The organism is Marinobacter lipolyticus (assembly GCF_018424605.1).
Classification (GTDB): Bacteria; Pseudomonadota; Gammaproteobacteria; order Pseudomonadales; family Oleiphilaceae; genus Marinobacter; species Marinobacter lipolyticus_B.
The window spans coordinates 181,061-194,436 of record NZ_QTKT01000008.1; the positions used below are offsets into that span (position 1 = coordinate 181,061).

The 13,376-nt window shown below is 57.3% G+C and carries 14 protein-coding genes, 5 tRNA genes and 1 rRNA gene; all 20 read right to left on the bottom strand.

Annotated features, from left to right (window positions below; translation table 11 throughout):
• Positions 1 to 76: 76 nt before the first annotated feature.
• Positions 77 to 451 (bottom strand): 50S ribosomal protein L7/L12, encoded by a 375-nt coding sequence (gene rplL, locus DYI22_RS12500; RefSeq protein ID WP_213478402.1) that lies wholly within the window; start codon positions 449 to 451, stop codon positions 77 to 79.
• A gap of 40 nt (positions 452 to 491) precedes the next feature.
• Complete coding sequence (gene rplJ, locus DYI22_RS12505; RefSeq protein ID WP_048497732.1) at positions 492 to 1,022, bottom strand: 50S ribosomal protein L10; 531 nt, start codon at positions 1,020 to 1,022, stop codon at positions 492 to 494.
• A 225-nt stretch (positions 1,023 to 1,247) separates the two neighbouring features.
• Positions 1,248 to 1,946 (bottom strand): 50S ribosomal protein L1, encoded by a 699-nt coding sequence (rplA, locus tag DYI22_RS12510; protein WP_213478403.1) that lies wholly within the window; start codon positions 1,944 to 1,946, stop codon positions 1,248 to 1,250.
• Position 1,947: 1 nt separating this feature from the next.
• Positions 1,948 to 2,379: a 50S ribosomal protein L11 gene (gene rplK, locus DYI22_RS12515; protein ID WP_012139849.1), complete on the bottom strand. Its 432-nt coding sequence runs from the start codon at positions 2,377 to 2,379 to the stop codon at positions 1,948 to 1,950.
• A gap of 118 nt (positions 2,380 to 2,497) precedes the next feature.
• Positions 2,498 to 3,031 (bottom strand): transcription termination/antitermination protein NusG, encoded by a 534-nt coding sequence (nusG, locus tag DYI22_RS12520; protein WP_213478404.1) that lies wholly within the window; start codon positions 3,029 to 3,031, stop codon positions 2,498 to 2,500.
• A gap of 12 nt (positions 3,032 to 3,043) precedes the next feature.
• Positions 3,044 to 3,412 carry a preprotein translocase subunit SecE gene (secE, locus tag DYI22_RS12525; RefSeq protein ID WP_213478405.1) on the bottom strand — a complete coding sequence of 123 codons (369 nt, stop codon included), beginning with the start codon at positions 3,410 to 3,412 and terminating at the stop codon, positions 3,044 to 3,046.
• A gap of 33 nt (positions 3,413 to 3,445) precedes the next feature.
• Positions 3,446 to 3,521, bottom strand: a tRNA-Trp gene (locus DYI22_RS12530).
• Positions 3,522 to 3,563: 42 nt separating this feature from the next.
• Positions 3,564 to 4,760, bottom strand: coding sequence for an elongation factor Tu (gene tuf / locus DYI22_RS12535; RefSeq protein WP_213478406.1), 1,197 nt, complete (start codon positions 4,758 to 4,760; stop codon positions 3,564 to 3,566).
• Positions 4,761 to 4,811: 51 nt separating this feature from the next.
• A tRNA-Thr gene (locus tag DYI22_RS12540) sits at positions 4,812 to 4,887 on the bottom strand.
• A gap of 17 nt (positions 4,888 to 4,904) precedes the next feature.
• A tRNA-Gly gene (locus DYI22_RS12545) sits at positions 4,905 to 4,979 on the bottom strand.
• 10 nt (positions 4,980 to 4,989) lie between these two features.
• Positions 4,990 to 5,074: transfer RNA gene (locus tag DYI22_RS12550), tRNA-Tyr, on the bottom strand.
• Between the two features lie 38 nt (positions 5,075 to 5,112).
• Positions 5,113 to 5,188 (bottom strand) — tRNA-Thr (locus tag DYI22_RS12555).
• 31 nt (positions 5,189 to 5,219) lie between these two features.
• Positions 5,220 to 5,984, bottom strand: a complete 765-nt coding sequence (locus tag DYI22_RS12560; protein ID WP_228300998.1) for an SPOR domain-containing protein — start codon at positions 5,982 to 5,984, stop codon at positions 5,220 to 5,222.
• Entirely contained in the window at positions 5,981 to 6,712 is a 732-nt protein-coding gene (locus tag DYI22_RS12565; RefSeq protein WP_213478407.1) for a type III pantothenate kinase, read from the bottom strand. The genes DYI22_RS12560 and DYI22_RS12565 overlap by 4 nt, the downstream gene beginning before the upstream one ends.
• Positions 6,709 to 7,677, bottom strand: a complete 969-nt coding sequence (locus DYI22_RS12570; protein WP_213478408.1) for a biotin--[acetyl-CoA-carboxylase] ligase — start codon at positions 7,675 to 7,677, stop codon at positions 6,709 to 6,711. Before DYI22_RS12570 ends, DYI22_RS12565 begins: the two co-directional genes overlap by 4 nt.
• A gap of 110 nt (positions 7,678 to 7,787) precedes the next feature.
• On the bottom strand, positions 7,788 to 10,184 hold the full coding sequence (locus tag DYI22_RS12575) for a DUF6160 family protein (protein WP_213478410.1): 2,397 nt from the start codon (positions 10,182 to 10,184) through the stop codon (positions 7,788 to 7,790).
• 8 nt (positions 10,185 to 10,192) lie between these two features.
• Positions 10,193 to 10,750 carry a hypothetical protein gene (locus tag DYI22_RS12580; protein WP_213478412.1) on the bottom strand — a complete coding sequence of 186 codons (558 nt, stop codon included), beginning with the start codon at positions 10,748 to 10,750 and terminating at the stop codon, positions 10,193 to 10,195.
• Entirely contained in the window at positions 10,747 to 11,775 is a 1,029-nt protein-coding gene (locus DYI22_RS12585) for a hypothetical protein (RefSeq protein ID WP_228301000.1), read from the bottom strand. The genes DYI22_RS12580 and DYI22_RS12585 overlap by 4 nt, the downstream gene beginning before the upstream one ends.
• A gap of 53 nt (positions 11,776 to 11,828) precedes the next feature.
• A complete protein-coding gene (locus DYI22_RS12590; protein ID WP_213478414.1) occupies positions 11,829 to 13,028 on the bottom strand; it encodes a hypothetical protein in 1,200 nt (399 codons plus the stop codon).
• A gap of 231 nt (positions 13,029 to 13,259) precedes the next feature.
• A 5S ribosomal RNA gene (rrf, locus tag DYI22_RS12595) occupies positions 13,260 to 13,374 on the bottom strand.
• Between the last annotated feature and the right edge of the window lie 2 nt (positions 13,375 to 13,376).

Below are 13,376 nucleotides of genomic sequence, written 5' to 3' on the forward strand. Positions count from 1 at the left end.
CAACAGAAAAAGGCCGGTGGCACAAAGCCACCAGCCTATCCATGCTTAATGCACGGTTTCGATCAACAGCCGACTCTTACTTGAGCTCAACAGAAGCGCCTGCTTCCTCAAGCTTCTTCTTGGCTTCTTCAGCGTCAGCTTTGCTCGCAGCTTCCTTGATGGTAGAAGGAGCACCGTCAACCATTTCCTTAGCTTCTTTCAGACCCAGGCCAGTCAGTTCACGAACGGCCTTGATAACGTTTACTTTCTTCTCACCAGGACCGGTAAGAACAACGTCAAATTCGGTCTGCTCTTCAGCAGCTTCGCCAGCAGCGGCAGCTGCAGGCGCAGCAGCTACGGCGGCAGCCGCAGATACGCCGAACTTCTCTTCCATTGCTTCAACCAGCGCAACAACGTCCATTACGCTCATTTCTGCAATTGCGTTCAAAATGTCTTCGTTAGACAGAGCCATGACTTTCTCCCAAAAATATAAAAAATGGTGTTCAACAGAATCAAGCAGCTTCTTGCTTCTGGTCGCGAACTGCCGCTACAGCACGAGTCACTTTCGAAGGAACTTCGTTCAGTGTACGTGCCAGCTTGGTGATCGGTGCCTGTGTTACGGCGGCCAGCATTGTCAACGCTTCGTGACGCGTTGGCAGCTTGGCCAGGCGATCAATCTGGTCTGCACCCATCAGCTCACCGCCGACGGCCAGGCCTTTGATCTCAAATGCCTCTTTCTCTTTGGCAAAATCCTTCAGCAGGCGCGCAGCCGCTCCCGGATCTTCCATAGAGAATGCCAGAATGGTCGGGCCAACCAGGGCCTCATCGATGCACTCGAACTCGGTACCACGAATCGCAATCTTCGCCAGGTTGTTACGAACAACCTTCAGACGTACGTTTTCGGCACGAGCCTTGGCACGAAGAGCCGTCATGTCACCAGAGGTCACACCACGGTAGTCAGCCAGAACCACAGACAGAGCACCACCGGCAGTCTCGTTGACTTCAGCGACGATCGCTTTCTTGTCTTCGAGTCTAATTGCCACTGGATTTCTCCTCGATTTCGCCGGGGTTATCCCGGCAAACCCATCATTGCCCTTGCGGGCGCCTTAACGGTGTTTGGGTTCAGAGAGAACGTCTTCACACCGTCTGCGCAGGCGTTGCTTTAACCCTTGTAGCCGCTCCGCATTTAACAGAACGGCTTCGGGGGCCTGCGGTCTTTGACAGCCTTGGCTTCCGCCCAGACTACAAAGTAACTACCGCTCAAAGGATCAGATGTTCAGACCGCTCTGATCGATAGTCAGGCCAGGACCCATAGTTGACGAAACGGTGATCTTCTTGAGATACACACCTTTCGCCGACGACGGCTTGGCCTTTTTCAGGTCTGCCACGAGCGCTTCAAGGTTTTCCTTGATGTTCTCGGCAGAGAATTCAACATTACCCAACGGCGCATGAATGATGCCGTTTTTGTCGGTGCGGTACCGAACCTGACCAGCCTTGGCGTTCTTGACCGCAGTCTCAACGTCCGGAGTCACAGTACCGACTTTCGGGTTCGGCATCAGGCCGCGGGGACCCAGGATCTGGCCCAGCTGACCAACAACACGCATGGCGTCCGGAGTAGCGATAACCACATCGAAATCCATGTTGCCTTTCTTGACCTCTTCCGCCAGGTCATCCATGCCAACAATGTCGGCACCGGCCGCGGTCGCTTTTTCAGCGTTCGCACCCTGGGTGAAGACGGCTACGCGAACCGACTTACCAGTGCCGTGAGGCAGCACGGTGCTGCTACGGACAACCTGATCGGATTTACGCGCGTCCACACCCAGGTTCACCGCAACGTCTACAGATTCTTTGAACTTGACGCTCTGACCCAGCTCGACGAGCAGGGCTACGGCCTCATCCACAGAGTAGGCGCGGGTTGAATCTACTTTTTCGCGAATCAGCTTCTGACGCTTGCTCAGCTTTGCCATGTTACAGGCCCTCCACATTCAGGCCCATACTGCGGGCTGTTCCTGCAATGGTACGAACCGCTGCATCCATATCGGCTGCAGTCAGATCCGGCTCTTTGGTCTTGGCAATTTCTTCAAGCTGCTCACGGGTCACGGTACCGACTTTGTCGGTATTCGGACGACCGGAGCCACTCTTGATGCCAGCTGCCTTTTTCAGCAGAACCGGTGCAGGCGGGGTCTTAGTGATAAAGGTAAAGCTGCGATCACTGTAAACAGTAATGACAGTCGGAATCGGCAGACCCGGCTCCATGTCCTGGGTCTGGGCGTTGAACGCCTTACAGAATTCCATGATGTTCACACCGCGCTGACCCAGAGCAGGACCAACGGGGGGGCTCGGGTTGGCCTTACCGGCAGCAACCTGAAGCTTGATATAGGCTTCGATCTTCTTCGCCATGATAAATCTCCTATGGGTTCAGACGCCTTTCGGCTCCCCTGTAGTTACAACTGCAAAAAGCAGACACAAAAAGCCCGCGACGCATGAGCGCGCGAGCTTTCAGATTTCAGGCCGCGACCTAGTCTTTTTCAACCTGCCCGAACTCCAGCTCTACCGGAGTTGAGCGACCGAAGATCAGAACCGCAACCTTGACCCGACTCTTCTCATAGTCGACTTCTTCTACCACGCCATTGAAATCCGCAAACGGACCTTCAACCACGCGCACAATCTCGCCCGGCTCGAACAGAGTCTTGGGCTTCGGCTTATCCGCACCACTCTCAACGCGACGCAGAATCGCCTCCGCTTCACGCTCAGTGATCGGCGCCGGCTTATCCTTGGTACCACCAATGAAGCCCAGCACTCGCGGCGTGTTCTTCACCAGGTGCCAGGTGCCATCATCCATTTCCATCTGAACGAGCACATAGCCGGGATAAAACTTGCGCTCGCTCTTGCGCTTCTTGCCATCGCGCATTTCGACAACTTCTTCGGTGGGAACAAGAATCTCACCAAACTTGTCTTCCATGCCCTCGAGAGCCACGCGCTCTTTCAGAGTGCGCATTACATGCTTTTCGAAGCCAGAATACGCGTGAACGACGTACCAGCGCTTAGCCATTGCCCACTCCTGTTAACCGATAAATCCGGCGACCAGCCAACTGATCAGCGAATCCATTCCCCACAACAACAACGCCACAACCAACACAAACACCACAACAATAACGGTGGTTTGTATCAACTCCGGCCTGGTGGGCCATACAACTTTCCGGATCTCTACCCGCGCTTCCTTGAGCAGCGCCGCAAAACGGCGACCACGGTCGGTCTGCAGCGCAACAAAAACCGCTACCAGCGCAAGAGCCACGAGAGCCAGAACACGATACAGCAGTGACTCGGCATTAAAATACTGATTTCCCACCACACCGATGGCAATCAGAACGAAAACAACCAGCCACTTCACGGTATCGAAACGGCTGGCTGACTGAACGGCTTTTGACTCCATAGGAATCAACTTATGTATCCGGATGTTAAAAAATGGCAGGCCAGGAGGGAATCGAACCCCCAACCTGCGGTTTTGGAGACCGCTGCTCTGCCAATTGAGCTACTGGCCTGCACCGAAACAACTCAGCGCAACACAAAGAGTAACCCGAAGGTTACTCGATGATCTTGGAGACCACGCCTGCGCCAACGGTACGGCCGCCTTCGCGAATCGCGAAGCGCAGACCATCTTCCATGGCGATCGGGGCGATCAGGGTAACACTCATCTTGACGTTATCACCCGGCATTACCATTTCCACACCTTCCGGCAGTTCGCAAGAACCGGTTACGTCGGTGGTACGGAAGTAGAACTGCGGACGGTAGCCCTTGAAGAACGGAGTATGACGACCACCTTCTTCTTTGGACAGCACGTACACTTCGCACTCAAACTTGGTGTGCGGCTTGATGGAGCCCGGCACACACAGAACCTGGCCACGCTCAACGTCGTCACGCTTGGTACCACGCAGCAGAACACCAACGTTCTCACCAGCACGACCTTCGTCCAGCAGCTTGCGGAACATCTCAACACCGGTACAGGTGGTCTTCACGGTATCTTTGATACCAACGATTTCCACTTCGTCACCGACCTTGATGATGCCACGCTCCACACGACCGGTCACAACGGTACCACGACCAGAGATGGAGAATACGTCCTCGATCGGCATCAGGAACGGCTGATCGATGGCACGCTCCGGCTCAGGGATGTAGTCATCCAGGGCTTCTACCAGCTTCTTCACAGCGGTAGTACCCATTTCGTTGTCGTCTTTGCCTTCCAGCGCCATCAGCGCAGAACCGGTGATGATCGGAGTGTCGTCACCCGGGAAGTCGTACTGGCTCAGCAGGTCACGAACTTCCATCTCGACCAGCTCAAGCAGCTCTTCATCGTCAACCATGTCCGCTTTGTTCAGGAACACAACGATGAAAGGAACGCCTACCTGACGGGACAGCAGGATGTGCTCACGAGTCTGCGGCATGGGGCCGTCAGCTGCGGAACAAACCAGGATCGCGCCGTCCATCTGAGCCGCACCGGTGATCATGTTCTTCACATAGTCGGCGTGGCCCGGGCAGTCTACGTGTGCGTAGTGACGGGTCGGAGAATCGTACTCAACGTGAGAGGTGGCGATGGTGATACCACGCGCACGCTCTTCCGGTGCGTTATCGATCTGGTCGAATGCACGACTTTCGCCAGTACCCCACACCTCGTGACAAACACGGGTCAGAGCTGCGGTCAGAGTGGTTTTACCATGGTCAACGTGACCAATAGTACCCACGTTCAAGTGCGGCTTATTACGTTCAAACTTAGACTTAGACATTCGACCAATCTCCCTAATCAACCTGGATCGCAACGTTGACCGGACAAATAGTGGAGCTCATGACCGGAATTGAACCGGTGACCTCATCCTTACCAAGGATGTGCTCTACCGACTGAGCTACATGAGCATTTCAAAAAACCAAATTGGAGCGGGCAGCGGGAATCGAACCCGCGTCATCAGCTTGGAAGGCTGAGGTAATAGCCACTATACGATGCCCGCGAGCAATTAGTGGTGGAGGGGGCAGGATTCGAACCTGCGAAGGCGATGCCGTCAGATTTACAGTCTGATCCCTTTGGCCACTCGGGAACCCCTCCGAGTCGAATCCGCTTACGCGAACCCGGCAAAACTTAAATGGAGCTGGCGGACGGAATCGAACCCCCGACCTGCTGATTACAAGTCAGCTGCTCTACCAACTGAGCTACGCCAGCTCACAATCGCCTCGTCAGCGAGGGCGGTATACTACGGATTTTTTTCTGGCGTTGCAACACCTTCGCAAGGCCTGATTTCGACTAAATCGAAATTCTCTCCGTAATCCGTTTCCGCCGCTTTGACCTGTTCCGGACTCCGGAAACGGCCTGCCTCAAAAACGAGCGCGTAGCTTATCTGATTTCGTGGGAAGATGGCCAGTATTGCATTGAGATTCTGGCGCTTTTTTTCCTCCAGCACGGATTCGGCGGACTCTCTGGACTCGAAAAGGCCGAGGGAAATGGCGTAACTGTTCTCACCCTCGGTGACCAGGTACGAGTCAATCCCCCGGCTCTGTATCTCACGGAACGCCTCGCGAGCCTGAGCCGGAGGCTGCGGCGGAATCAACACCCAATGCAAGGGCGAGCGAGGCCGCTCAATACGTTCGACGACTATCTGGCCACTGCCCGCCGACATCCCCTCAACCGCGGCCCGGGCATCCGCCTCACTCTCAAACCAGCCAAGCCTGACACAGTGCAAGGCAGGCGAAGGCTCCGCAGGTTCCGCAGGACCCGCTGGCTGAACCGGCTCCCCCGGCTCCTCAGACTCGAAGGAATCAACAGGTGCCGCGGACTGCTGAGGTTCACTGAACTCGACGGCGGCCAATGAACTGGCGGAATCGACAGGGGCTTTCAGGGTGGCGACCCGGGGCAAACTGCCCCCGGGATGCGCTGCGCTGCTGGACGCCGGCGACACCGCTTTCCCGACGTACCACAGAGCCCCATTGCACAGAATCAATAACAGGACAAACCACTTCATTGCCGAGCCTCTTCGGCATCGATGGTGGCCAGACCGACCAGCACCAGGTCCTCAATATATTCGGCGCGCAAGCCTGCCGCGTGGATACCGTCGGCGTCGCCCCCGGTGAGCAAAATTGAATCAATACCGTAATGCTGACAATCCTGCTGGATGCGAGTCACCATGGACTGCCATAGCCAGAACAACCCGTGCAAGACGCATTCGCTGGTGGTCACGCCCGGCTCTCCGGCGTCGGCTTTGTGATCTTCAAAGCGGATGCGGGCGGCGTCGCTCTTCAGGCTGCGCAGCATCATTCCCCGGCCGGGCAGTATGTACCCGCCTCGGTGTTGCCCGTCCCCACCGACAAAGTCCACGGTAATGGCGCTGCCGGCATCAATCACGGCAAAGGCTCCCGCCACTTTCCTCCAGCCGGCGTACATGGCATGCCAACGGTCTGCCCCCATGGTTTCCGGGTTCGCGTAGGCGCTCTTCAGCCCGTTGCGGACAGACTCTGACCAGAAAAACCGCGGTCGAACCGGCACAACCCCTGCCAGCTTATGCTCAAGCTCCAAACGCCGGGACTCGGAAATTACCGTAGAGATCGCCACTCCGGACACCGAACCCCCGATGCCGGCAAGCTCCGCGAAGACGTCGTCGTCGAATCGACTCGCCCCCTGCCTCACCAGAACCTGGCCATCCCGCAACTGCCATTTGACGCGGGTATTTCCGGCATCTACCAGCAATCTCATGACTGCACTCGCAAACTGATCTCACCTGCGCGCACGGGAACCAGAGCTTGACCGGTATCAAGCAGGTAATTGCCGGCGGCGTCGATCCCACGACCAATCCCGGCCAGATCACTCTGGGATGTTGTCAGCTCCTGGCCAGCGAAAATATCCCGCGCCTGCCAGCGGTCGAGGAATGCCTCGAAACCCTCTGAACTGAATTGATCCGCCGCGGCGACCAACGAGGCAATCAGGCGTGCCGACAGGAGGTTTCGTGACCAGTGCGCCTCTGGCGACGCTATGGCAAGGCTCTCCCACGCCTGATCGACGCCCTCCGCGCGCCTCATGTGCACATTCAGGCCAATACCGGCCACCACCTGTACCACTCCCTCTTCAAGCTCGCCCTGCAGCTCGACCAGAATGCCCGCAATTTTGCCTCGGCCCAGAAACAGGTCATTGGGCCATTTGAGCCCGACGCGATCCACACCAGCGGCTTCCAGCGCCTCAGCCGCAGCCACACCGAGCACCAGACTGAGCCCATCCAACATCGCAAAGCCACCGCGGAACGTGAGGCCGAGGCTCAGATACAGGTTCTCGCCTCGCGGGCTTTGCCACTGACGGCCACGACGCCCCCGGCCTGCCGTCTGACAGTCTGCAATACAAACTGGGATGACCGGTGAACCAAGGCTGGGGCGACGGCGAATGATTTCTGCGTTGGTGGAGTCTACCTCGTCGAGAACATCCAGTTGGAGGCGCTGGCAAATCGCCGGCGGTAGATGTCGAACGATGTCTTCGTGGCTCAGAAGGTCCACCGGCGTTTTCAATCGGTAGCCCCTGCCCCGAATGGTATCAATATCGTAGCCCTCTGCCACCGCACGCTTCACCTGTTTCCAGATAGCGGTGCGGCTGATCCCCAGGCTGGACGCAAGGGATTCACCGGAGTGCACGTTGCCATCCGCCATAAGACCTATCAGAGCTCGGGATTTCATCGGGTAACGCCTGAAAATTGAGAGAACCAGAGCGGGATTAAACAACAGCAGACAACAAAAGACAAAACCGCGCCTCGATACTCTGCCCGGCGAGCCCAGAGGCCCGGCGCTCAGGGTATCGGAGTTGCGGTCAGATTGGCTTTGATGTCGAAGTTCTGCATCTTGACGCCGTACACCACGGTCTGCGGACCGCCAACGGGGTGGACCAGGTCGACATTATTGATGGACAGCTCCTTGAAACGACTTTGGGCGCGGACCGCAAACCCAAGAGGGCGATTCTCCAGGTCCGCGGCCGAGGGCGAAGATTCGTAGCGATACCCGGCTGCAGCAGACGCATCCATGATTTTCTCATCGCCTCTGGCACCGGGCACCCCGAGACTGTCCGGCCCGTCGCTTTTCTTGACGACCCTGGTCTGATAGACGTCGACCGCGAGGTCGGTGCGGATTCCGAAGGTGTTATCGTCAACGCCGTCGTTGTCGAAATCACCGCCGTCACTGGTGTAAATGTCGTTCAGAACCAGGCGCGTGCCGCTGCCGTTGATCAAGCCGCCGTCGCCACCGGGCTGGCGATTGGTCTCCCAGGCAAAGGAATTCTTGCGGGTGTCGTCCACCGCACGGGCAAGTATCTGCTTCATACCAATGGTGATTCCCTCATCGCCCCGTTGCTCCCAGACACCACCGGCCCCAGAGCAACTGGCGGCACTCGTCCCAGCGCCCCCGACACAGACATCGCCCGCCCCGCCCGGGACTATGGTCATACTGCTGCCAGTCTCGTACGTCTGAACCACGAATCGGCCAAAGCTGCTGCCGGTGGCCTTGTCTCCCACCCGCAGATTGCCAACGTCCATGGTACTCCAGCTTTCCGCTGCCACCATTTCAAGACCGTCGTCGGAAACATCCACGGTCATGTCGCGAATGTGTGCGTTATAATTCAGGTCACTGATCCAGAGGCCCTTCTGCGCAATCTCACCGCCCCCCTCGTCATAGGGCGCGGCGATCAGCGCGGCGCGGCCGTCACGGATGCGAATGTCCGAGTTGATGGTGATACCCTCACCACTGGCCCCGCCGGCACCCAGCGTGACGTGACCATCCAGGGTGAACTCATAGGCTGGATAGAAACCCAGGGCCAGCAACAGCTCTGTCCCGCCCTGCAGGGGCGCCTCTTCATCCCCCACCCGCAGGCCGTTGATCCGGTACCCCGCCTCTACCCCTTCGAACCCGATACGTAATCCGTCGTAGAACCTTGTACCGTTGCGGGTTTCGTCGCGGGTGACATTGACGGTAACATCGCCCCGCCCCCAGGATTGCAGACCGCTGAAGATGACCCGGTTGCCATCGTCGACATAGCTGAGATCAGCCAGCCGCAAACTCCACTCGGTGGCCAGCCTCAACCCCTGCGCACCGGCGTCGGGGTGGCCGCCGCCCTGAAGATAGACGGCGTTGGAATAGGTGCGGCCGTTGAATACCTGGTCTTCCAGCAGAAAGCTGACGTTTACCCCGCCCAGACTGCGCCCGGCACCGCCTAACTGGATATCGCCAACAGCAAACTCGCCTTCCAGGGACCCCAGCGTCAGCCCGAGTGCAGCGCGGCCGTGCCAGTCACTGGTGACGTCAAGGCGAAGATCGTTGACCCGGTAGTAACCAGTAATGTCTCGCAAGGCCAGCGCACGTCCGTCGTCGATATAGAGAAAATGAGCGCTGTTGATCACGGTTTCGTTATCGATTCGCAGCCCCTCGCCCGCTCGGCCGCCGGCACTCAGTGACGTCGAGGCAGTGATATCAAATGCACCACTGAGACCACCGTAACTGGGCAGTTCCGCACCGCTGACAATGTCACGGGAGCGACCGTGATTCAGCGGGTTGTTACTGTATCGGATGGCTCCGATTTCATAAGTGCCCACGGTGTGGGGAGCCTCAAGCTGAAGCGTGTCGCCGACAACATCCAGGGTCACCCCCAGGGCTTCCACGTTCAGGGTGATGTCGTCCAGAAACACTTCGTTGCCATTGGTACGGTAGCCAAGCCGCCCGCCGGTCATGGTATACGCGGAGTCAAAGGTATAACCTGAGCCTCCGGTGGCACCACCGGCCCGGATGGAAAGACGCCCCTCCAGACTGTGGTCGAAGTAAAGCCCGCCCATGCTCAAACCCGGCGCGCCGGCCAGGCGTATGTCTCCAAACTCGATTCTCCGGTCTTCAACCAAGTAATCCAGGTTCAGGGCGGCATCGTCAGTGATGTCGACCCTGACCAGGTGGAACGCTTGCTCGCTCGGATCACTGGCCGAACCGACCCGAAATCCCTCCAGATGGATACCCTGGCCATCGTCAAAGTACGACAGTCGGTCCGCCTCCATCTGCAGGTCCAACTCCAGAGTAATCCCGCTCTGACCACTGATGCCTGCAAGCGCCTGGTCATCAAGACTTTTCATCTCGGCCCCCGCGGTCATTGGCATTAACGCCACCAGGCACAGCAGTCTCGGGGTGGGTTTGTTCCTCGCGCAAACGTGCATAGCGACTCCTAAGGATTGCCTTCGGGAAACACCAGAAGATTCCCTTCCATGATGACTGCCCCCCGCATTTGCACCGAAAAGATATCCGTCTGCTGGAACCCCGGATCGGTCGGACGAGGCGTGTTACTGGCCGCGATCTTGAATCGCACGTCATTGAATCGAACGATGTCGGGCAACCCCAGCTCCAGGACATCCCGATCGAAGAGCTCGCCGTCGCCACCAAATCCTGAATCAATGTGGCGCACCCGCAGCGTCAGTCCTTCGAAAGCAAAGTTGCCGCGAATGTCGTCGAGCACCATCCATCCCCCGGTCTCTTTCAACCGATAGGCAAACCGGGCGCCGCACTTTTTAGTTGTGTCTTCGCAACGACCGAAGTACCTGTTTTCCACCGGTCCGCCCATTTCGTTGATACTGATGTCACCAGACAGATAGATACCCCCCTGCCCGGACACCGCCGACAACGACTCGTCGTCCAGTCTGGTCAGCTCGGCTGCACTGGGCAAGGTGAGCGCCAGGCAGGCCCCGAACGCGATCGGCCTCCCAAGCCGCCCTAGTGTCTTGATCATGGCGCAAGATCCCGTGTTCTGATTTCGAGGTGCTGCATCAGCATGCCTTCCACTCGGGCCGCCCCAAAGTCGCGATCGCCAACACTGAGATTCCCGATATGCAGATTGGAGCGATAGTCTGGATTGGTGTAGTAGTCCTGGTAAAAATCCCAGGCTTCCGGATCGCTGCTTGCCCGCTGACCATCGGCCCCGATAGCTCCGGGCGAAGGTCGCCGTATGGCTGCAACCTCGACAACAAAGTTTCCGGTCGCGTCGACGTCAAAGAACACGGGCTGCAACTCGTTTCCGATGGCCAGTTGCAGAGCAAAATCACGGAGCAGTATGCGCGAGCCGCACTCACTGCCATCCAGCTCACAGGCATTGATGGAGACTTCCGGAGAGAAAAAGTTGAGCTTGAACTGACCAACCATCTGCCGGCGCTCGTTATCCCCCCATAGCCTCAGGTAACTGCCGTCGATGACCGCACTGACCGCGTGGATATTGATATTCGCCGAACGGTCCTCCCCGACCGCGACATTCATCTGCATCCCGATATCCGGCCTCTCGCCGATGTAGTCGTCGGTTTTCGGGCGGCTGGAGCAGGGCCCTGAAACGGCAACTGCGGCGGGGCTCATGCAGTCAAACCCCTGTTCCGCAGCCATGAGTGCCGGCGCGGCGAATTCAAGAACTGCCTTGTCCGTCACGCCGATGGTATTGCCATCAATCACATCGATTTTGTATGGGTTAACCAGACGTCCGAGGTTTACCGGACTCAAGTTCCGGCCATAATTGCTGCCGCTACCGGAGATATAGAGATGATTCACGGTGATATCCACATCACGACCGTCGGTACTCTGGATCCCCCCGATGCGAAAAATTCTGGCCTGCTCGCCATTTTCGTCGGGGGCGTCGGTGCCATGGGAAAACTTGAAGTTCTCCAGCACAACACCGATACCTGCTCCATCTACTTCAGAGAGCTCCGCTTCCGTAAGATCCTGCAGCTCGCCGGAAGCGAGAGCTGGCACCAACAGCCATGCCATGAGCATCTGTGACATCCGTACCAGGCCGATAGAAAGCGACGGGCAACAACCAGTGATCATCAGAACAACCCCTTGCCGCGGTCAATGTATTCGGTCCGATAGCGGGCAGTACCGTTCAGTGCCTCAGCGAGATTGACCTCAACGGCGCCATTGGGAATGTTAAAGAAGGCGCCGGACGTGGCGCGGATGAAATCTTCGGGGGTAGCGCTGGTGTTTTTAACGTCCTTCAACCATTCCAGGTCCTTGGTCTGAAACGAGATGAAGGCCCCCTCTTTCGGAGCAACAATACGGCGCCCGCCGTTACCGTCGCTATCCAGCTCTCCTACCGGGAAGCTGTTGTACTGATCCAGGGGGAAGCAGGCCTCGATACCGAGCACTTCGCAATCTCGCGCGACCACCACAACGTCGCAGGAGCCGAAGAGGAAGCCGGAACAGTTCGCCGTATACAGCTCGGAGCTGAGGGTGGGGGATATGAGGTCAATGATTCCCGCAACCGCGCCGTTCACATCCTCAAGCACAAAGGATTCGCCATTCGGGACGCCTACAAACTCGGCCCTCACCGGGTCCAGCTCACCGGCATTAGGGGCATCCGGCCCCTGCACCAGCTGGGCCTTCGTAATCAGCGGGCTCCCTCCGGCCAGCACCGGGGTCAGCAGTTGAACCAGCTGATCGAAGAATCCGCCGGTGCTGTTTTCCGCCGCCCTCAGGCCCTGACCGGTGTCGATGATATCGATGTTTACGTTACCGGTCAGGCTCTGAATACTGCCTGACAGAACGCCCATCGCGCGACCAAACCCAAGGCGAACACCGACAACCTCATTGGTGGCATCATCAAAGGCAAATTCGAAGAAAGGATCACTGATCTGGAAGGGTACGATCTCACCCTCGGCGTAGGCGGTGCCATCGGGTTTGACCTGGCGAGCGGCCTTCGGGTTCTTATCAAAATACGCCTGATTATTGATGTAGCCGAGAGCGAAATTCTCAATGAGCACGTCTGAGGAACCGGGACGCTCGCCCTCCCGCTCGTAACGGCCCAGCTCCAAAACATCCACATTGGTCTGGACATCAATATCCATACCCAGATTGATACGGGTGTAGGAAGTGGTGTTAGCGGGGTCCGGATGATACTCCCGGTCTACCGACAGAAAGGCCTGGCCGGTGACTTCGGACATGACATCATCGGAAATAGGACGCAGCTCTGCGCCGACTCCCGCAGCAAAGACGGACAGGAGGGAAAACAGGGTTACTTTCTTACTCATAGCCACATCTCACGACTGCCGCTTGTTGTGCTTTTGCGGCTGATTAAAAGATGACTGATGAGCGTCTCTGAGTCTGGCTCTTTTATTTTTGTGGCCAGTTTGTTTACAGAATATTAACGTTGCTTACAGATTGTCACTGTGAGCGGCGTCATAGAATCGTGCAAATCTGAAATTTATTTCGCGCAATAAAAAACCCCAGCATCAAGGATGCTGGGGTTTTAGGTATTAGGAGCCTGACGATGACCTACTCTCACATGGGCAACGCCACACTACCATCGGCGCAGGTCTGTTTCACTTCTGAGTTCGGGATGGGATCAGGTGGTTCCAGACCGCTATGGTCGTCAGGCA

Bases quoted from the DNA above. Each gene is read 5' to 3' on its own strand.
- rplL (WP_213478402.1), bottom strand. From the start codon at position 451: ATGGCTCTGTCTAACGAAGACATTTTGAACGCAATTGCAGAAATGAGC.
- rplA (WP_213478403.1), bottom strand. From the start codon at position 1,946: ATGGCAAAGCTGAGCAAGCGTCAGAAGCTGATTCGCGAAAAAGTAGAT.
- rplK (WP_012139849.1), bottom strand. From the start codon at position 2,379: ATGGCGAAGAAGATCGAAGCCTATATCAAGCTTCAGGTTGCTGCCGGT.
- nusG (WP_213478404.1), bottom strand. From the start codon at position 3,031: ATGGCTAAGCGCTGGTACGTCGTTCACGCGTATTCTGGCTTCGAAAAG.
- secE (WP_213478405.1), bottom strand. From the start codon at position 3,412: ATGGAGTCAAAAGCCGTTCAGTCAGCCAGCCGTTTCGATACCGTGAAG.
- tuf (WP_213478406.1), bottom strand. From the start codon at position 4,760: ATGTCTAAGTCTAAGTTTGAACGTAATAAGCCGCACTTGAACGTGGGT.
- DYI22_RS12560 (WP_228300998.1), bottom strand. From the start codon at position 5,984: ATGAAGTGGTTTGTCCTGTTATTGATTCTGTGCAATGGGGCTCTGTGG.
- DYI22_RS12565 (WP_213478407.1), bottom strand. From the start codon at position 6,712: ATGAGATTGCTGGTAGATGCCGGAAATACCCGCGTCAAATGGCAGTTG.
- DYI22_RS12570 (WP_213478408.1), bottom strand. From the start codon at position 7,677: ATGAAATCCCGAGCTCTGATAGGTCTTATGGCGGATGGCAACGTGCAC.
- DYI22_RS12575 (WP_213478410.1), bottom strand. From the start codon at position 10,184: ATGCACGTTTGCGCGAGGAACAAACCCACCCCGAGACTGCTGTGCCTG.
- DYI22_RS12580 (WP_213478412.1), bottom strand. From the start codon at position 10,750: ATGATCAAGACACTAGGGCGGCTTGGGAGGCCGATCGCGTTCGGGGCC.
- DYI22_RS12585 (WP_228301000.1), bottom strand. From the start codon at position 11,775: ATGCTCATGGCATGGCTGTTGGTGCCAGCTCTCGCTTCCGGCGAGCTG.
- DYI22_RS12590 (WP_213478414.1), bottom strand. From the start codon at position 13,028: ATGAGTAAGAAAGTAACCCTGTTTTCCCTCCTGTCCGTCTTTGCTGCG.